Below are 17819 nucleotides of genomic sequence, written 5' to 3'. Positions count from 1 at the left end.
TTGTTCAGGTTTTACCAGCCACTTGCCAGTACATCAGCAATGTGCATTACTTTGATGTTAGTGCCATGTTTACGGATATATCCATCGAGGTGCATGAGGCAGGAAAGATCTGTAGAGATCAGGTAATCTGCACCACTATCCACCGCATTGTTTACTTTCTGCTCACCCATACCCATAGATATAGGTTCAAACTTTACAGAAAAAGTACCACCAAATCCGCAGCATACTTCGCAGTCGTTCATCTCTTTCAGCTCCAGTCCTTTTACTTTCTCCAGCAGCTTTCTCGGGCCTTCCTTGATGTGGCATTCACGCAGTGCACCGCAGGCATCATGGTAGGTACCTACCCCATTGAGGGTAGCCCCCAGGTCTGTTACATGCAGTACATCTGTAAGAAATTCGGTAAACTCGTAGAGGTTCTTTTTGAGCTGCTTTACATCATTATGTGCGGCAGAATTATCGAATAATTTGGTGTAGTAGTTACGCACAAAACCGGTACAGGAACCGCTTGGCGCAACAATGTAATCGAATGTTTTAAAGTCTTTCACAAACTTGGTAGCCACAGAACGACATTCATCCTGGTATCCGGCATTGTAAGCCGGCTGGCCGCAGCAGGTTTGTTCCGTATTATACATCACATTACACCCCAGCTTCTCCAACACTTTTACCATGTTGAATGCTGTTTCCGGAAACAACTGGTCTACAAAACACGGTATAAATAACTGTACATTCATTTTTTAGCTTTTAGCAATCAGCTTTTAGCAATTAGTGTTCTTAATTAGCCTTTAGCAGTCATCTAAATGCTAACAGCTAAAGGCTAAAAGCTAATGGCTCTTAGCTAAATTTCTTTGTAATGAAATCATCTTCAATGCAGTGATCGCAGCTTCTTCACCTTTGTGGCCGTGTACACCACCGAGTCTGTCGAGTGCCTGCTGTTCGTTATCAACTGTCAGAATTCCAAATATAACAGGAACCGGCAGCTGAAGGTTCAATTGCAGTATACCTTCTGTTACAGCTTTGCACACATAGTCAAAGTGTGGCGTTTCACCACGGATCACGCAACCGAAAGCAATAATAGCGCCAGGCTGGTTACCGGTGCCTTGTGTGGCTTCCCAGTACTGTTTACAGGCGTAAGGTAATTCAAATGCGCCTGGTACCAGAATTTTACCTGACTTAGATATATTATACTGTGTAAGGGCTTTCTCGCAGCCGGCTACCAGTTCATTTACAATGGTGTCGTTCCATTCGGTATATACCATAACAACACTGGCATCCTCCAGGTTGAGAATGCCAGCATCGTTTAATAAGCTTTTATTGTGCTCGGACATATTTTTTAGCTTTTGGCTATTAGCCTTTAGCTGTTAGCAAATAACCACGGGCTAAGGACTAACAGCTAGAGGCTATCAGCTAGTTCTTCACATCACCCAGTCTTGCCAGGTACTTGTCCATTTCGCGACCTTCGTTGGTCAGCGGAAATTTCTCTTTTATTTCTTTGTAGATAGTGATCGCATCCTGTGCTTTACCTGCTTTTTCCAGGGCCAGACCGGCACGGAATAAGTATACAGGAGAAGTCAGTTCGTTATCATTATAGTGACCAGCTTTCTTGTAAGATTCAATACCTTCTTCAGTTTTGTTCAGTTCCATGTAAGCATCTCCGATCAAGCCGTATGCAGTAGGCTGTAATAACAGATCACTGGAGCTAAAGGATTTCAGCATATCGATACCTTTCTGGAATTCACCCAGACGGATATAACATACACCTGCACTGTATTTCGCCAGGTTACCGGCTTGTGTGCCGCTGTATTTGTCCACCACCTGTAAAAAACCGTAATTATTACCATCACCGTTCAGGGCCAGTTTGAATGAATCTACTGCAAAGTAGTTCTGTGCATGGAAAACCATTTCCTGCGCTTTATTTTCATTCGGCTGTTTAACAAAACGGTTATAGGCGAAGAAACCGCCTACAAGTACTACAACAGCCACCACTGCGATTGTAATAACATTTTTGTTTTTAAAGAAAAAATCTTCTGCTTTGTGCATGGATTTTTCCAGATCAAAATCTTTTGTAGGTTGCGGTGTAGTGGCTTTATCTTTAGTTTCTGCCATTTTAAGGTGTAATTGTGATTGCTTGGTTATTTAATATAGGGTTTAGCATTTAGCTTTTAGCATTTAGTAAATGCAATGAAGAACATATTATATCATAATCTTCGCTGCATTTACTAAATGCTAAAAGCTAAATGCTAAAATCTTTAATCAACTATGAAAGGATAATCTTCCTGTACGTAAACATCTTTCAGCAGTTCATCATCAGCCGGCCATGGGGATTCTTCCGCAAAAGTAACGCACTCTTCAACTTCCGCTTTAACACGTTCGTTGATGACTTCAATTTCTGCTTCAGTAGCCCATTTATTTTTCTGTATAACTTTCAGTACTTCAGTGATCGGATCTTTCTCCTTGTACTCTTCCAGCTCTTCCTTGGTACGGTATTTAGCCGGATCGCTCATGGAGTGACCACGGTAACGGTAAGTTTTGATTTCCAACAGGGTTGGTCCACCGTTTTCACGCGCACGTTTTACGGCTCTTTCCACGCCATCGTGTACTGCTTCGCAGCTCATACCATCGATAGAGTCGGCTGGCATTTCGTATGCATCAGCAAGCTTATAGATATCCAATACGTTAGAAGTACGTTCTACTGAAGTACCCATAGCGTACATGTTATTCTCACAAATGAAAATTACCGGGAGTTTCCATGTCATAGCCATGTTAAAGGTTTCATGCAGGATACCCTGACGGGCAGCACCATCACCAAAGAAACACAATACTACATTGTCTGTTCCCCTGTACTGTTCTGCCAGTGCCAGTCCGGCACCAGTACCAATCTGAGCTCCAACAATACCATGGCCACCAAAGAACCCATGTTCCTTGGAGAAAAAGTGCATACTGCCTCCCTTTCCTTTCGAACAACCGGTTGCTTTACCATACAGTTCTGCCATACAAGCCTTAGCGGAAATTCCTTTTGCTATTGCCAAAGCATGATCACGATATGCAGTGATGAATTTATCCTCCGGCTTGGTAGCTGTCATTGCACCAGCAGCAATTGCTTCCTGTCCTATGTACAAATGACAAAAGCCACGGATTTTCTGCATCCCGTACAATTGGCCTGTCTTTTCTTCAAAGCGGCGCAGCAAAAGCATCAATTCATACCAGTACAGATATGTCTCTTTGGTGAATTTCGTCTTCACGTCTGTTTTAGTTTGCACTCTTTCTAAATTTGTTCGCAAATATAACAGGAAAATCCTAAAATTTAAATATCAATTCTAATTCCCATTAAATTATGCAAATTCATCAATTTCAAACAGTTTTGCATTTAATTGCAGATAATTCACAGGGGAACGCCCATTAGTGGGGTTCTTTATCACTTATAAAGTGTATTATTTTCGCATATTATTAATAACGCATAATTATTTTCATTGCTGCATATCAATAAAATATCGCTCGTTCAGTTCAAAAATTACGCCCAGCAACACTTTTTATTCGATAAAAGGATCGTTGGCATCACCGGCAGGAACGGTGCGGGCAAAACCAATCTCCTCGATGCGATCTATTACCTGTGTTTTACCCGTAGCTATTTTACCAGCAGCGAAATCCAGAATACCCAATACCAAACCAATGGCTTCCGGCTGGAAGGATTCATGGAAAAGAATGGTCAACCCGAAAAAATTGTCTGTACCGTAAAAGACGGTAGAAAAGAAATTACGCTGAACGAAGAAAAATATGATCGCTTCTCCCGGCATATCGGTCAGTTTCCGGCGGTAATGATAGCGCCGGACGATGCAGAAATTATCCTGGGAGGAAGTGAGGAACGCCGCAAATGGATGGATACCCTCCTGTCTCAGCTCTACCCGGACTATCTCGATCACCTGATCATCTACCAGAAAATATTACTGCAACGAAACAGTTTGCTGAAAAACATGGCAGCTACCGGACAAAACCAGGACAGCCTCCTCGATGTTTTTGACCTGCAACTGATTATGCATGGCACCCCTGTATTTGAAACCCGCCGGGCATTCCTGGAAACTTTCATCCCACAGGTGCAAAGACTATATGACTATATTGCCGGCAGGCATGAAGTGGTGAATATCCGCTATCAATGCACATTACAGGAAGAGGATTATGCCACTCAGCTCAATGCTTCCCGGTATAAGGATATGCAGCTGCAACGCACCACTGCCGGCATCCACCGCGATGACCTCCTCTTTTTGCTGGATGATCATCTCATGAAAACAAGCGCCTCACAAGGTCAGCGCAAAAGTTTTTTATTTGCGCTCAAGCTGGCACAGTTTGAAGTAATCAGACAAAGCAAAAAATTTGCGCCACTCCTGCTATTGGATGATGTATTTGAAAAACTGGACCAGGAACGTGTAACACGGTTAATAGCACTCGTGGCAAGTGACACTTACGGACAGGTATTTATTACAGATACCCATGCAGAACGGCTGCTACAAGCATTTGCGGGGACGAGTGAAACAATACAGCTAATTGAGGTGGAAAATTATCTTGCAGAATAATGTCTGAACTGTGATTTTTATGATTAATATGATTATTCTGATGAGCGAAGATCTTAGCGGGTATTGTCTGAACCAGGATTTTTAAGATTAAATGGATTACCCTGATGGGTGTTGTATTGTTTTATCTGGAAGATATATGCGAATATCTCCGCTATGATCTTCGGCATCCATCGTGGTAATCCATTTAATCTTAAAAATCCTGGTTCAGACAATACCCGCTAAGATCTTCGCTCATCAGAATAATCATATTAATCATAAAAATCACAGTTCAGACATTATTCTGCAAGACAATATCCTCCTTGATCAAACTTTTTAGTAATTTTGCCGGATGCGTCATGGAACTACCAGTATTGGAGATGCCCTTCGGGAATTTATGAATAAGAGCAGGATGAAACCCCGTCTCACAGAAGTGCGCATCCAGGAAAACTGGGAAAAAATTATGGGTAAAACCATTGCCCGATACACACAAAGCATCCAGCTGATCGATAATAAATTGATCGTTACTACAACAGTGGCGCCACTAAAACAGGAATTGACTTATTCTAAAGACAAGATCATCAAACTGGTGAATGAAATGCTGGGAGAAAGCATTGTTAAGGATGTGATGATCCGATAGGTATTAATTAGTTGGAAGCAAATTGATGGATCAGGCTATTGATTTCTGCTATTTTGAGGTTGGTTTCTAAATTTACGATCGTGAAATCATTTCCGTCCTGCACTAACATTACCACCTTACCCAGCTCATCGTCCTTACCTTTATTGAATACATGAACAAGACTACCCTTATCTCTTACTTCCATCAATACATCAAAATGTTCTTTTTGTTCCAGGTTGTTTTTTAACTGCTCGATATCTTCATTTTTTACCGTAGTACCGTTAACGTTAGTGATCGTATACACTTTTACGCGGCGTACATTTTTCAGCAAATGTTTTACTGCCTTGGCATCGGCGTCACCACTATCATCGAACGACAAACACCAGCCGGCCATTTTCATGGAGAAAGAACCCAGTGCTATGGTATGCGTTTCGGCTGATCCACGATATTTGTTACGGAATTCACGCAAACATTTATCCTGTGCCTTAGCAGAAGTGGCGGATAATGCGAAACAACAAGCTGCAATAATTAAAGATTTCATGGGAGTGCTTATTAAAATTTCAATGGTAATTAAAGCCCGGTCTATTTCTTCTTTACATTCTTTAGTTTGTCCATGCCCTGGATGTTGACGGATCCTGCGATCTGCGATATTTCATTGAGGTCAATGTCGCCTACCAGGCTCATTGCCAGAAACTGATCGGCGCTACCTACCAGCATAATCAGCTCATTGATATTGCCTTTGCTGTTTTCCTTTACAAGAAATTTAAGGTCGCTGTCTTTGTCCCGTACCGTCATCAGCTCTTCAAAATCAGCGCTGAGAAAGGCCGCTGCTTCTTTGTACAACCGTGGTCCATCCTTCGTATCTTCTTTGGCCAGGATTCGCAGCCCTTTGAGCTTTTGCACTACCTTCATCAGGTTTTTTGCATCTGCATCGCCGGCATCTACTTTAGCAAACATACTGAACATCTTAGGTGTAATGCTTACCAACGTGAAGTTCCGGTCGTTTTCGTACTTCTGAAAAAAGCGGTCTATTACACTCCCCTGTTGTGCAAACAGGTGCATGCTGGCGAAGACCGCAATTAACAATACAAGTGATCGTTTCATTTTCTAAAATTTATATCAGGTTTTAAAATGGCCGTCGTTAATCTTTCCCTTCAATTACAGCAGTAGCCTCATTGAAATAAGAGAGTTTCTGCATTTTGGAAGTTCCCTTGTTGAGATTTTTCGCTAACAGCTGCAATGCCCGCTTCGTTTCTGCATATGCTTTCTGCGGGTCTTCCATGTCTTGCGCCTTCATGGCTACTATCACCGCCTTTTCTCTGTGTTGATGCTGTTTCAGCGCGTAACCGATGCCAATGGCCATCAGTAATACGGCAGCATACTTCATCCAATGCTGCAGCGGCGACAGCTTCACTACTTTTGCTGATGGCGCTTCCCACACTTTTTCTGCTTCTTCGTGGAAGTATTGAAATAAAGGAGCAGCCTCCTGTAACTCATCCGGTAAATCATGATGAGGCGTACTGAAAAAATTACGTAACAGTGCCTCTTCCTCCAGGGAAGATTCTCCTTCCCAATACTTTTCCAGCAATGCACTGATCTTGTTATAATCCATATACCTGTAGATTTTGTAGTTTTTCCCGCACCGTTTTACGGGCACGGTGCAAATTCACTTTTACATCATTCATGTCAATGTCCAGTATATCGGCGATCTCCTGGTACGATAGTCCGTCCATATCCCGTAGCTGTATGATGGTCCGGTATTTTTCCGGCAGGGCGTTGATAACTACATGCACTTTTTGCATCACATCATTTTGTTCTGCCGCTGCATACGGACTTTTCTGTTGCAGCGAAGGCAGTTCTCCTGCCCTGTCCAGTTCGTCAGCTACCCGGTATTTCCTGGACTTGATTTTGTCCAGTGCCAGGTTGCGGGTGATACGCATGCACCATGCCTCCATATTTTGCAGCTCTGCCATCTTCTCCTGCATCCCCCATACTTTCATGAGGGCATCCTGGGTGATGTCCTGCGCATCCTCCTCATTACCCAACAGGCGGAATGCAAAGCGGTAAAGCTTTTGCCTGACTGGAACTACCTGGGAGAGAAACCTTTCTAATGACATGCAGAATACCACATTTTAAAAGAAGACGACTGGAAAAAGAAGATGTTACAAGAAATCTGAAATATTTTGAATATTTATTTAATTAATGTTTTGGCAAGGTATATACAAACCCAAATGAATCCTTGCCCTCCTCCATCACTTCCATACTTCCCCCCATCTTAATCATAAAATCCTTACAGGTAATCAATATCAGCCTGTCATCCTGCGGGAGGTCCAATAAATACAGCAGAGCGGGTGTAACCACAACAGGGTGCCCTTTGATGGTTACCTGTATTTTCCCTTCAAACAGTAGCGCAGTGATCATCATGGTGCCGCCGGCAGTAATTAATGCTACCGTATGCTGCAGAAGGGTATGGTGCACGAACGCTAACATTTCCTGGTCTGCAGCCATGGTGAGATTATCCGGTATTTCCAGCACTATTTGCAGTTGTTTGCCGGTAGCTTCTGATTGTATACCCTGTATAGCCGCTGCAAGCATTTCCCTGGTATTAAAAGACCCGGGGGTATATATAAAACCCGGAAACTGTGATTTTATCCAGTACAGGATGCCATCAAACAAGCGAAGGGTACGGCGTGAAGCCGTTTCTACCGATGTAATGCTGGTCAGTATTGTATCGTTATCCGGGGAGCCTTGTTGTTGCCATGATTCCGCCGTGCTGATAATTTCGTTTAGTGGTGCCCGGAAATCGCGGGCAACGAAAGACAACAACTTGTTTTTGAAGTCATCGTTGGCCTGTAATCGTATATTCTTTTCCGTTATACCGGTATTCAACATGGCCAGGACGCGCGCGGCTCGCCGGGAGGAATAATAAAACCAGTAATAGATAACGGCATAGATAACCAGTAATAGCAGCAGGGCAGCCAGGAACTTCAGGAGTGTACGATGACCGACCTTATGCAAATCGCTTTCCGCAATGGCTTGTTGTTGCAGCTGGTTACTGAGTTGCAGCTCCTGCATTTGTTGTTCATTCAAAAAATAACCGATGTAATCTGTAGTGGGGAGATTGACAGATTCCGTATGTTCAGAAGCAGCCAGCTCCCGTACCGCATCTCCCAGAGAAGCCAGTTTTGCCTTGTTGCCGCGGGATAAATAATATGGGTATATGATCTCTACGGCATACATCATAAGTATATAGTCGCCGCTTTCCTTTGCCACCGAAAAAAGTTTTTCAGCATAGCGTATAGAATCCGCTTTGTACCCCATAGGTATAATATCTTCCAACATATGCTCATATACATCTGCGGGAATGCGGAGCAATCCTTTTTTATAAGCTTCCTCCGCCAGTTTATTAAGTTGTTGCTCCCCTTCTTTCCCCCTTCCCCCTCTCATTATTTCCATCACTTCAAATATCCTGGCATGATACCATTCATGGGTATACGGCTTATCAGCGGTAAGAGCACATAACCGGTTCATGGCCCATTGCACGGAGTCTTTTTTGGTGGTGTCTCTCCAATAGTCAACCACGTAGTTCATAAGGAGTACACTATAACCCTTGTAACCAGGCAATCGGTTGCCCAGTTGCAACGCCTGCTGCTCATAATATTCCTTCATCACCATGTTACTGTCTGATTCATAATCCATGGACAGGTTGTTCATGAACGTGCAGATACCTGCAGAATCCCTGAGTACATACCTTATTTTTAACGCTTCGTAATCATATAAGATGGCCAGCGTGGCATTGCGTTTTTTTGAGTAAAAGATGCCCAGGTTGTTATATGCATTGGAAAGTTCTCTCTGATTATTCAGGCGGGTAGCCATTTCTTTCGCCTTTACGGCATACCAGAAACAACTGTCTAAATTGCTCATATAATAATAATAGCTCAGGTCATTTAACAGCCTTACATACGTGCTACTGTCTTTAGCAAGACGTAAGCTATCCTGCAGTTCCCGCAGCTTGCTCGTTTGTGCCAAAGCTGCCTGCAGACTGATACTACAAAGCAGCAGCAGTCCGATGTACTTTATGCGCATATATTTAAAAGACCATTGCATCATAACTTATGGTAGCTGTGATATTTTTTACGTGGGGTAAGGTATATGAAAAGATAGCCCCTCCACCAGGCTGATTGCCTGCCTGCAATTGTCCCCTCATCTTGTCCATAAAATCCCGGCAGATGATCAGTGCCAGGCCGGCACCCTGCTTGGTTTCGCGGGTTTCGTTATTTTGGGGATATTCAAACAAATAAGGGAATATGCTCTCTGGTATTCCTGGTCCTTCATCCACCACCGATAATGTTACGCTGCCATTTTCCTCTCCGGCAGTTATGTACAGTTTGCCTCCTTCAGGAGAGAATTTTACAGCATTATGAATAAAGTTCCGGTGTACAAACTGCAACATTTCCTGGTCGGCCCAGACCTGTATCTCCCGGGGTATAGAAATGATTATCTGTAATCGTTTGCTATTGACCATATCTGCCAGGTATTGCAGCGTTTCCGGTATCATGTCTGCGGGTGTACACAGCGCAGGGATATACACAAACCCTGATAGCTGGGAATTGATCCAGGCCAGTATATTATCAAAGGTCTGCAGGGTATTACCTGCGGAGCGTTCTACGTCCATCATCCAATCATAGGCCTCATCAGGAGGGATGTCTCCTGCTTTTAAAAACTCTGTCATACTTATGATACTATGCAGCGGTGATCGGAAATCATGCGCTACTACAGAAACCAGTTTATTTTTGAAATCGTCCTGTTTATGCAACAGATCGTTCTTTGCGCTGATCTCCCGGTTCTTTGCTGCCAGCATAACGGCGCTCTGTCCGGACTCTTTATAAGAGCGATAAAAGTAAAGGCCTACCAGCATTGTAAACACCAACAACAAAAAAAGGAAGCCTATCAGGGCAAGACGGTTCCGTGTTTCCAGCCCTCTCTTTCGCAATAATTCCTGTTGAGTGGCACGTTGTAGTTGCAGGGCGCGCATTTGATGTTGCTGTGTGTAATAGGCAATATAGTCCATCTCACCATTGGATTTGGCGTCATTTCTCTGTTTCAGTATTCCCAGGAGTAAATTGCTGTATAGTATGATGGTATCCTGTTTCCCTTGTTTTTTGTACCAGTCATATAATTGAACGATGTATGGCAGCATTAGATCCTGGTACCCTCCTGTTAGTGAAAGTTTTACCGCCTGCACCAGGTACTGAATGGAATCAGCTTGCTGTTGCCGGGCGCTGGTGGCTGCCATCAACCGGCTGGCTAACATAGCCGGATAGCCGTACCCGTTAGTCGTGACAGCGGATACCAATGCCGACAGTTTATTTCTGGCGGTTGCGATATCACCTTGCCAGAGCAGGGACTGCAGATCAAGCAGGTCCAGTTGCAACAGGTTATACACATCCCGATAACCGGTGGATATATTGCGGGCCTGTTTAAGTGCCCATTGAACGGAGTCCTGTTTTGTCGGGTCTTCCATATTCACACCTGCAAAACGGGATAATATCAGGGCGTAGGTAGAGTCTCCCGGGAGCCGCTGTCCTATATCCATAGCCTTATGAAGGTAGTCCCGGGCAATCTCCATCTGTCCGGACTGCTTATGATAAACACCGAGGCTGGCGTATACCTGACTGATACCGTTACTGTCAGCCAGTTTTTTATATACCTGTAACGCATCCATGTAATAACGGATGGACAGATAACTATTATTACGCAATCCGTAATAGTCGCCCAGCGCCTGCCAGGCGTCCCCTTTGCCTTTCGTATATCCTTGCCGGGTAGCTATTTGCTGGGCTTGCATCACATAAAGAAAACTGGAATCGAGGTTTTTCAATTGATATAAAACAGCGAGGTGGTTAACCTTATCAATATAATGTGTACTGTCCTGCAGTTGGGAAACGGGCACCTGCCATATATCTCCGGTACGGGCGTGTAACATTCCCGCATAACATAACAGGCAGATCACCGTCCATTGCTTCTTTTGTAATAAGCGCAATACCATCGTGTTTTTTGATAAATGAATAACATGTGATCCCCTTATTCAGTTCTCACTTTCTGTGTTTTCAACATATTAAAATAAGCCAAGCGTAGATATGGAATATGTAGTTAGTCAAAAATACCCGTTGGAAGCGTTAATTAGCAGTTAATACATGATCATTAATAAGGAATGATCAATCGGGTTTGATCCGCGGATCAATGAGTGTATACAGCAGGTCCGCAAGTATGTTTACTATTACAAATATAGCGGCAGTAAATAATATGGCCCCCATGACTACGGGAAAATCAAATTTGTCCAATGCATCTACCGTTACCTTACCGATGCCTTTCCAACCAAAGATATACTCTACGAAAAAGGCACCTGCCAGCAATTCAGCAAACCAGCCGGTGATGGCGGTGATTACGGGATTGAGGGCATTCCGCAGGCCGTGGTGCCATATAATACGGGGTTTAGAAAGCCCTTTGGCATAGGCAGTACGGATATAGTCCTGGTGCAGTACATCCAGCATAGCACTGCGCGTGAGCTGCACTATAATGGCCAGTGGACGGATGCCTAGCGTTATAGCGGGCAAAACCAGGTTACAGAGATTCAGTACCCGGCCTTTGAAAGGGTCTACATCAAACAGGCTGCCTGTCATATGTAAGCCTGTGTAATCGCTTAATACAAAACCAAACAGGTAAGCCAGTACAATGCCGGCAAAGAACGAAGGCGCTGAAATACCTACTACACTGGCAAATACAGCACCAGTATCCATCCAGGTATTTTGTTTGACGGCAGATAATACTCCCAGCGAAATACCGACAACGGTAGCAAACAGCATGGCTGCCATAGCCAGCAGCAAAGTTCCCGGCATCGCTTCCGTTAAAATATCCCATACCTGCTTTTTCCCCTGGTAGGAACGGCGTAAATAAGGTGTTTTAAGTACGAGGATCTTTTCTTTTGATATATGCGTTAGCGTTATATAGTGCAGATTATCCTGTGCCTGCTGCCGGGTATGTATCCCTGCAGGCAGCAGGTCGTTCAGGTAAAGCAGGAACTGCATCCCTACCGGTTGGTCGAGATGCAGTTCCTTGCGTACATTTTCCAGCGACGATACATCTGCGCGCTGTCCTAATGTAAGCCTGGCCGGATCGCCGGGCAGTACATTAAACAGGAAGAATACCAGCACCACTACACCGAGTAGTACCAACAGCCCGTATCCTGTTTTGCGAAGGAGAAAGCGCGTCATATAATTAGCTTTTAGCCGTCAGCTTTGGGCTCTTAGTGTAAGCCCTGTATTAGAAAGACTAACAGCTAAGTGCTAAAAGCTAATAGCTTATGGTATATCGTTATAATGCCATTTTCCTTTAATGGTGCCTTTATCCAGCAGGATCAGGCAAGGATTACTTCTTCCGGCAGTTTTGATAGCTACACCGTCCATCTGCACAAAAGGAAATTCCAGTCCATGCTGCTGTTTAAATGCAGCGAGTGCATCTTTGGAGGAAGCAGACACTCCATATATTACTACCTGCTGATCTTTCCATTTTTGCTGCAAAGCTTTCATCTTTGCGTCCCAGCCGCTACCGGCGTTTTCTACATTTTGCACCAGGAATAAATATACCGGTTTTGTTGCTGTTAAGATGGCCTGCGTTTGATTAACCCCATCCAGATCTGTGAGGATAAAATCCTTGATAGCTGGTTCGGCATTACCTTTCTTCACCAGTTTATCTTTACGGTCTACAAACTTCCAGGTACTATCTGACCAGGGGTAATTATCTACCGTAAATTCTTTTTTCTGTCCGTTCTTTTCATAAATGAACATCATCTCATACACGTCTGGCGTAGCTCCTGGCGGCAGTTTCATCTTCTCCGGAATATTATTACCTGCTTTATAAGGCAGACAGTCGATGAAAGGGAGATGTTTTAAAGTATACCACTGTATACCAAAGGATAAAATGGTGGCCAGCAGCAATACAATTCCTGTGCCCTTGAAAAGTGGTTGTATACGTTTACGATAAAAGAAGATCACAAGAATCATCACCAACAGGATCACATCTTTCCAGAACGTTTCTACCGCACTTAGTTTAATGCAGTCGCCGAAACAGCCACATTCGCGGATAGTACCGCTGAACAGGGCATAAGCCGTGAGGAAAGTGAAAAACGTGATCAGCATCAACAGTAATACAGAGAAGATACGCATGCGGTATCCTATCAGTACAGCTACGCCGGCAATAATTTCAAAGGCATTCATGATCACTGAAAAAGCCAGGGAATATGGGGAGAAGAAGGTCATGTGCAAGACCTCAAAAAATTCCTCCATTTTATAACTCAGTCCCAATGGATCATTGGCTTTAATGAGACCGGAAAAAATGAAAAGCACCCCCACAATAATTCGCAACAGGTTCAGGATAAGTTTCATAAAATAGTTTAATGGTTAAGCGATCTGTGAAGATAATGACAATCGTGTTTTACTGCTCACTGATTTTGATGAGCGCAAACAATGCATAGTTTACGATGTCTACATAATTAGCGTCAATACCTTCAGAGATCAGCGTTTTACCCTGGTTACGCAGAATTTGTTTGATACGCAGCAGTTTGGTCAGGATAAGATCTGTAAACGATTCCAGGCTCATATCCCGCCATGCTTCGCCGTAATCATGGTTCTTGGCTTCCATCACTTCCTGCACTTCTGCTATGTATTTGGTGTACAGCCGGTCAGTTTCTGCTACCGGCAAGTCCGTATAGGGGTTACCGTTTTGTTGTAACTGGATCAGTCCTATCACCCCATAATTAACGATGGCTTTGAATTCTCCCTCAATATCATCTGCCACTTTTTGTGTGCCCAGTTCCTGTATATTACGGATACGTTGTGCTTTGATAAAAATCTGGTCTACTACAGAAATAGGGCGTAGTACGCGCCAGGAGGTGCCGTAGTCTTTTGTCTTCTTAATAAAAATGTCCTTACAACCGGCGACAGCGGCTTGATATTGTGCTAATGTATCCATCTTATACTATAATATATGTGCTGATGCAAGTGGAAATTACGAATTACGAAAGTTTCACGCAAAGGCGCAAAGCAGCAAAGCCGCCAGGTTTTTGAAGAATGAAAAAATTTCCTTTGAGGCTTTGCTGCTTTGCGCCTTTGCGTGAAACTTTCGTAATTCGTAATTTTCCTTCTTAGATTTGCAGGGCAAAATAAAGAATTTCGGGTAAACAGCCGGAACTATATGAAAATCCGGGCAAAAGGTACCGGGCACGCCATCACTTTAACGCATTCAAATGAAACCGAACCATATCAGTACTACGCCTCCTCCGGCTATTAATTGCCGGGGACAATTGCTATCACTCGCCACTCCTGTGGTGATGGGTATCATCAATGTAACAGAAGATTCTTTTTATGAAGGCAGCCGTATGCACGGACTGCACCAGGTACTGGAAAAGGCAGGTCAGCATTTACAGGAAGGCGCAGCCATACTGGATATCGGTGCGCAAAGTACACGTCCGGGTGCAGTAGTGGTTGGTGAAGACGAAGAGATACACCGGTTAATACCGGCCATTCATGCCATCATGAATCGTTATCCGCAGGCGATCATTTCAGTGGATACCTGGTATGCTGCTGTAGCTGAAAAAGCAATACTGGCGGGTGCAGCTATCATCAATGATATCAGCGCCGGCGATCTTGATGCCGAAATGATTAATGTTGCGGGAAAACTACAGGTTCCTTATATTGCTATGCATATGCAAGGTAAACCTGCCAACATGCAACATAAGCCACAATATGAAAATGTGGTAACTGAAGTGCTGGACTATTTGAAGCACAAACTGGTGCAATGCCGGGCAGCGGGCATAAAAGATTTTATTGCAGATCCGGGCTTTGGTTTCGGGAAAACACTGGAGCATAATTACGCCTTATTAAAGCACCTGCACCTTTTTTATGACTTACTGGGAACACCGGTACTGACGGGCATTTCCCGTAAGTCTATGATTTATAAGTTATTGGATATTACTCCTGCAGAAGCACTGAATGGAACGACTGTATTGAACACCATTGCCTTACAGCAAGGCACGCATATTTTAAGAGTACATGATGTAAAAGCTGCTGTAGAAGCAGTAAGGATTATGGAGAAAATGAAAGGTAATTAAATCTTGCTATTTTTACAACTATGAAGGAAGTAATAGAATTTTATGGAGTTGAGTTTCGCTGGCTGAATGTTATAGACCTGCTGATTGTTATTTTTTTAATCATTCAATTATACCGTTTATTAAAGGGCAGTCTTGCTTTTAATATATTCGTCGGGCTGTTGATGGTATATGCTGCGTACTTCCTTGTAAGAGCTTTGCAGATGCCGATTCTGACCACCATCCTGCAGAATTTTATTAATGTGGGTATCATTGCCATCATTATCATCTTTCAGCCGGAGATCCGCAAGTTTCTGCTGGTGCTGGGAAAAAAGACGCCATTAAGTAAAGATAGCTTTCTGACAAAGCTCTTTTTACCTGATAAGTTTAAGAGTTATAAAGAAGAAGAGAATATCATCAATGAACTGATTGTTGCCGTAAGCCGTATGCAGAGCACTTCTACCGGCGCACTAATGGTAATAGCCACTACCTATCGTTTGAAGTTTGACTCTGCATCCAGTATTCCCATTGATGGCAACGTAAGTGCCAAGTTGATTGAAAGTATTTTTGAGAAGCATAGCCCGTTGCACGATGGTGCTCTGATCATTGTTGGCAATAAGATCCTGGCAGCAAAAGTGATTTTGCCGGTGTCAGAAAATCCTAATCTGCCTACACGTATTGGCTTACGTCATCGTTCTGCAGTAGGGATTACAGAACACAGTGATAACCTGGCAATTATTGTTTCTGAAGAACGGGGCGCTGTGTCTTATGCCATGGATGGCGTGCTCACACAGGATGTATCGCTGGAAGACCTGAAAGTAAAGCTCTATGAAGTATTGATTGACGGCTACTGAGGTTAGCGATTAGCTTTTAGCGGTTAGCTGTTAGCCTTTAGCTTTTAGTTAACCAGTTCGAAATCTCCTTATAAACCCTAGCTAATGGAAAACGGGATTATATTATTTGACGGTGTTTGCAACTTCTGCAATTCGAGTATCAATTTTGTGATCCGCCATGACAAGCGTGGTCTTTTCCGTTTTGCACCTTTACAATCAGCAACAGCAGATCAGTTATCAGTGCAATATCATTTCAGTGTAACTACGATGGAATCATTTATACTGGTTCAGCACGGGCAGGTATATACGAAAAGCACCGCCGCACTCAGGGTAGTTCGCTGGTTACCATTTCCCTGGAAGCTGGGATATGTATTTATAATAATACCTCCATTTATAAGAAACAGTATCTACAGTTGGATTGCGCGTAACCGTTACCGTTGGTTCGGGAAGAAAGCGGCCTGTATGATACCCACTGCGGAAATACGCAGCAGATTTTTGGGGTAGATTATCTGAACTGTGATTATTATGATTTTTATGATGATCCTGATTAGCGGAGATTTTAGCGGAGATAATCGCGTAAATCTTCGATAAGAATAAAACAACATAACACCCATCAGGGTAATCCATAAAATCTGTTAAATCCTGGTTCAGACAACACCCGCTAAAATCTTCGCTCATCAGGATAATCATATTAATCATAAAAATCACAGTTCAGACAAAAAAAGTCCCCCGGTTATGCCGGGGGACTTTTTTTATACTGTATCAGTAATTCTCTTATTTACCTTTCTTGGCTGGAGCTGGAGCAGCTATAGGAGCCGTTGGAGCCGGAGCACCTGGTTTAATGTCCACTAACTGTACATCAAACACCAGGATAGAGTTACCAGGAATTGCCGGAGGGCTACCTTGTAAACCGTAAGCCAAAGTAGAAGGTATTACCAAAGTAGCTTTGGAACCTTTCTTCAGGCCACTTAAACCAGCATCCCATCCTTTGATCACGAAACCGCGACCGATAGGGAATTTGATTGGCTCTAAAGGCATACCTGGGCGCATAGTTGAATCCTGGCTGGAATCAAATACTTTACCGCTGGTCAGTTTACCTGTGTAGTGTACATAAACAGTATCACCTGGGTTAGGTGTGCTGCCGGTACCTTCCTGAGAAACAGCTACGTAAACACCTTCCGCGTTTTTAGTAGCTTTGATTTTGTTTTTCTCCAGGTATTCTTTAATCAGTTTTTCGTCTTTTTCTTTCTGGCTGGCAGCAGAGAATTTACCTTCTACAGCGAAAGTAATTTTCAGCTTGTCGCCTTTTTTACCAAATGGAGGACGTTCCTGAGCTGGTAATGAATCCCATGGAATGATGAATGTAGCGCTATCACCTTCGTGCAGCAAAGCAATACCTTCCATCAGATCGTACTTCTGCTGTGGTTTAGCAATCAATACCGGAATGGGAGCATGTACAATTTCACGGGAAGAACCCAGCAGGGAATCACGGTCACCGATAGTGATTTTCTGGGTCACGTTCATAAGGGCAGTATCACCCAATTTCAGTTGTGCACCGCTGCCGGCTTTATGAACGATATACTCAATACCGCCCGGTGTTTTTTTAACACCTGTACCACAGCTGGCTATCAGCAGGCCAAAAGCTGCAGTTGCAACTAAAAACTGATTGTTTCTTTTCATTTGAT

General features: G+C 43.5%; 19 protein-coding genes. 5 read left to right on the top strand and 14 right to left on the bottom strand.

Features of this window, described 5'->3' with window-relative positions:
* Window positions 1-11 precede the first annotated feature (11 nt).
* From CLV51_RS25620 to pdhA, 4 genes are all read right to left on the bottom strand, one after another.
* Window positions 12-731 carry a (Fe-S)-binding protein gene (locus tag CLV51_RS25620; protein ID WP_106530965.1) on the bottom strand — a complete coding sequence of 240 codons (720 nt, stop codon included), beginning with the start codon at window positions 729-731 and terminating at the stop codon, window positions 12-14.
* A 90-nt stretch (window positions 732-821) separates the two neighbouring features.
* Window positions 822-1325, bottom strand: a complete 504-nt coding sequence (ribH, locus tag CLV51_RS25615; RefSeq protein WP_106530964.1) for a 6,7-dimethyl-8-ribityllumazine synthase — start codon at window positions 1323-1325, stop codon at window positions 822-824.
* Between the two features lie 79 nt (window positions 1326-1404).
* Window positions 1405-2103 carry a tetratricopeptide repeat protein gene (locus CLV51_RS25610; protein WP_106530963.1) on the bottom strand — a complete coding sequence of 233 codons (699 nt, stop codon included), beginning with the start codon at window positions 2101-2103 and terminating at the stop codon, window positions 1405-1407.
* A gap of 143 nt (window positions 2104-2246) precedes the next feature.
* Window positions 2247-3239 (bottom strand): pyruvate dehydrogenase (acetyl-transferring) E1 component subunit alpha, encoded by a 993-nt coding sequence (pdhA, locus tag CLV51_RS25605; RefSeq protein ID WP_106531098.1) that lies wholly within the window; start codon window positions 3237-3239, stop codon window positions 2247-2249.
* A 228-nt stretch (window positions 3240-3467) separates the two neighbouring features.
* Here pdhA and recF point away from each other — a divergent pair, with 228 nt between their 5' ends.
* Window positions 3468-4565: a DNA replication/repair protein RecF gene (recF, locus tag CLV51_RS25600; RefSeq protein WP_106530962.1), complete on the top strand. Its 1098-nt coding sequence runs from the start codon at window positions 3468-3470 to the stop codon at window positions 4563-4565.
* A gap of 328 nt (window positions 4566-4893) precedes the next feature.
* Entirely contained in the window at window positions 4894-5181 is a 288-nt protein-coding gene (locus tag CLV51_RS25595; RefSeq protein WP_106530961.1) for a DciA family protein, read from the top strand.
* A 7-nt stretch (window positions 5182-5188) separates the two neighbouring features.
* Here CLV51_RS25595 and CLV51_RS25590 read toward each other — a convergent pair whose 3' ends face one another.
* From CLV51_RS25590 to CLV51_RS25550, 9 genes are all read right to left on the bottom strand, one after another.
* Complete coding sequence (locus tag CLV51_RS25590; RefSeq protein ID WP_106530960.1) at window positions 5189-5701, bottom strand: DUF4252 domain-containing protein; 513 nt, start codon at window positions 5699-5701, stop codon at window positions 5189-5191.
* A gap of 41 nt (window positions 5702-5742) precedes the next feature.
* Window positions 5743-6264: a DUF4252 domain-containing protein gene (locus tag CLV51_RS25585; protein WP_106530959.1), complete on the bottom strand. Its 522-nt coding sequence runs from the start codon at window positions 6262-6264 to the stop codon at window positions 5743-5745.
* Between the two features lie 37 nt (window positions 6265-6301).
* Complete coding sequence (locus CLV51_RS25580; RefSeq protein WP_106530958.1) at window positions 6302-6772, bottom strand: hypothetical protein; 471 nt, start codon at window positions 6770-6772, stop codon at window positions 6302-6304.
* Entirely contained in the window at window positions 6762-7277 is a 516-nt protein-coding gene (locus tag CLV51_RS25575; RefSeq protein ID WP_106530957.1) for an RNA polymerase sigma factor, read from the bottom strand. The genes CLV51_RS25580 and CLV51_RS25575 overlap by 11 nt, the downstream gene beginning before the upstream one ends.
* An 82-nt stretch (window positions 7278-7359) precedes the next feature.
* Window positions 7360-9246 (bottom strand): sensor histidine kinase, encoded by a 1887-nt coding sequence (locus tag CLV51_RS25570; protein ID WP_146151382.1) that lies wholly within the window; start codon window positions 9244-9246, stop codon window positions 7360-7362.
* A gap of 4 nt (window positions 9247-9250) precedes the next feature.
* Window positions 9251-11200, bottom strand: coding sequence for an ATP-binding protein (locus CLV51_RS25565; protein ID WP_158267155.1), 1950 nt, complete (start codon window positions 11198-11200; stop codon window positions 9251-9253).
* Window positions 11201-11375: 175 nt separating this feature from the next.
* A complete protein-coding gene (locus CLV51_RS25560; protein WP_106530954.1) occupies window positions 11376-12431 on the bottom strand; it encodes an ABC transporter permease in 1056 nt (351 codons plus the stop codon).
* Between the two features lie 87 nt (window positions 12432-12518).
* On the bottom strand, window positions 12519-13601 hold the full coding sequence (locus CLV51_RS25555; protein ID WP_106530953.1) for a BT_3928 family protein: 1083 nt from the start codon (window positions 13599-13601) through the stop codon (window positions 12519-12521).
* A 49-nt stretch (window positions 13602-13650) separates the two neighbouring features.
* Window positions 13651-14187, bottom strand: coding sequence for a DUF1599 domain-containing protein (locus tag CLV51_RS25550; protein ID WP_106530952.1), 537 nt, complete (start codon window positions 14185-14187; stop codon window positions 13651-13653).
* 274 nt (window positions 14188-14461) lie between these two features.
* On the opposite strand from CLV51_RS25550, the gene folP reads away from it, so the two are divergent.
* The 3 genes from folP to CLV51_RS25535 all read left to right on the top strand — a co-directional run bounded on the left by folP (window position 14462) and on the right by CLV51_RS25535 (window position 16638).
* The gene (gene folP / locus CLV51_RS25545; RefSeq protein ID WP_106530951.1) at window positions 14462-15325 is read left to right on the top strand and encodes a dihydropteroate synthase; all 864 of its coding nucleotides are present in this window, start codon (window positions 14462-14464) and stop codon (window positions 15323-15325) included.
* A gap of 20 nt (window positions 15326-15345) precedes the next feature.
* Window positions 15346-16155, top strand: a complete 810-nt coding sequence (locus CLV51_RS25540; RefSeq protein WP_106530950.1) for a diadenylate cyclase — start codon at window positions 15346-15348, stop codon at window positions 16153-16155.
* 84 nt (window positions 16156-16239) lie between these two features.
* Window positions 16240-16638, top strand: a complete 399-nt coding sequence (locus CLV51_RS25535) for a thiol-disulfide oxidoreductase DCC family protein (RefSeq protein WP_106530949.1) — start codon at window positions 16240-16242, stop codon at window positions 16636-16638.
* Window positions 16639-16908: 270 nt separating this feature from the next.
* Here CLV51_RS25535 and CLV51_RS25530 read toward each other — a convergent pair whose 3' ends face one another.
* Window positions 16909-17814, bottom strand: coding sequence for an FKBP-type peptidyl-prolyl cis-trans isomerase (locus CLV51_RS25530; RefSeq protein WP_106530948.1), 906 nt, complete (start codon window positions 17812-17814; stop codon window positions 16909-16911).
* Window positions 17815-17819 lie beyond the last annotated feature (5 nt).

It is taken from the genome of Chitinophaga niastensis (genome assembly GCF_003014755.1).
Taxonomy (GTDB): Bacteria; Bacteroidota; Bacteroidia; order Chitinophagales; family Chitinophagaceae; genus Chitinophaga; species Chitinophaga niastensis.
Note: the sequence above shows the minus strand (reverse complement) of the source record. Positions and strands in the feature narration are given on the sequence as shown.

Bases quoted from the DNA above. Each gene is read 5' to 3' on its own strand.
- CLV51_RS25620 (WP_106530965.1), bottom strand. From the start codon at position 731: ATGAATGTACAGTTATTTATACCGTGTTTTGTAGACCAGTTGTTTCCG.
- CLV51_RS25580 (WP_106530958.1), bottom strand. From the start codon at position 6,772: ATGGATTATAACAAGATCAGTGCATTGCTGGAAAAGTATTGGGAAGGA.
- CLV51_RS25610 (WP_106530963.1), bottom strand. From the start codon at position 2,103: ATGGCAGAAACTAAAGATAAAGCCACTACACCGCAACCTACAAAAGAT.
- CLV51_RS25560 (WP_106530954.1), bottom strand. From the start codon at position 12,431: ATGACGCGCTTTCTCCTTCGCAAAACAGGATACGGGCTGTTGGTACTA.
- folP (WP_106530951.1), top strand. From the start codon at position 14,462: ATGAAACCGAACCATATCAGTACTACGCCTCCTCCGGCTATTAATTGC.
- CLV51_RS25595 (WP_106530961.1), top strand. From the start codon at position 4,894: ATGCGTCATGGAACTACCAGTATTGGAGATGCCCTTCGGGAATTTATG.
- CLV51_RS25535 (WP_106530949.1), top strand. From the start codon at position 16,240: ATGGAAAACGGGATTATATTATTTGACGGTGTTTGCAACTTCTGCAAT.
- CLV51_RS25550 (WP_106530952.1), bottom strand. From the start codon at position 14,187: ATGGATACATTAGCACAATATCAAGCCGCTGTCGCCGGTTGTAAGGAC.
- CLV51_RS25540 (WP_106530950.1), top strand. From the start codon at position 15,346: ATGAAGGAAGTAATAGAATTTTATGGAGTTGAGTTTCGCTGGCTGAAT.
- ribH (WP_106530964.1), bottom strand. From the start codon at position 1,325: ATGTCCGAGCACAATAAAAGCTTATTAAACGATGCTGGCATTCTCAAC.
- CLV51_RS25575 (WP_106530957.1), bottom strand. From the start codon at position 7,277: ATGTCATTAGAAAGGTTTCTCTCCCAGGTAGTTCCAGTCAGGCAAAAG.
- CLV51_RS25585 (WP_106530959.1), bottom strand. From the start codon at position 6,264: ATGAAACGATCACTTGTATTGTTAATTGCGGTCTTCGCCAGCATGCAC.
- CLV51_RS25555 (WP_106530953.1), bottom strand. From the start codon at position 13,601: ATGAAACTTATCCTGAACCTGTTGCGAATTATTGTGGGGGTGCTTTTC.
- CLV51_RS25530 (WP_106530948.1), bottom strand. From the start codon at position 17,814: ATGAAAAGAAACAATCAGTTTTTAGTTGCAACTGCAGCTTTTGGCCTG.
- CLV51_RS25590 (WP_106530960.1), bottom strand. From the start codon at position 5,701: ATGAAATCTTTAATTATTGCAGCTTGTTGTTTCGCATTATCCGCCACT.
- CLV51_RS25570 (WP_146151382.1), bottom strand. From the start codon at position 9,246: ATGCGCATAAAGTACATCGGACTGCTGCTGCTTTGTAGTATCAGTCTG.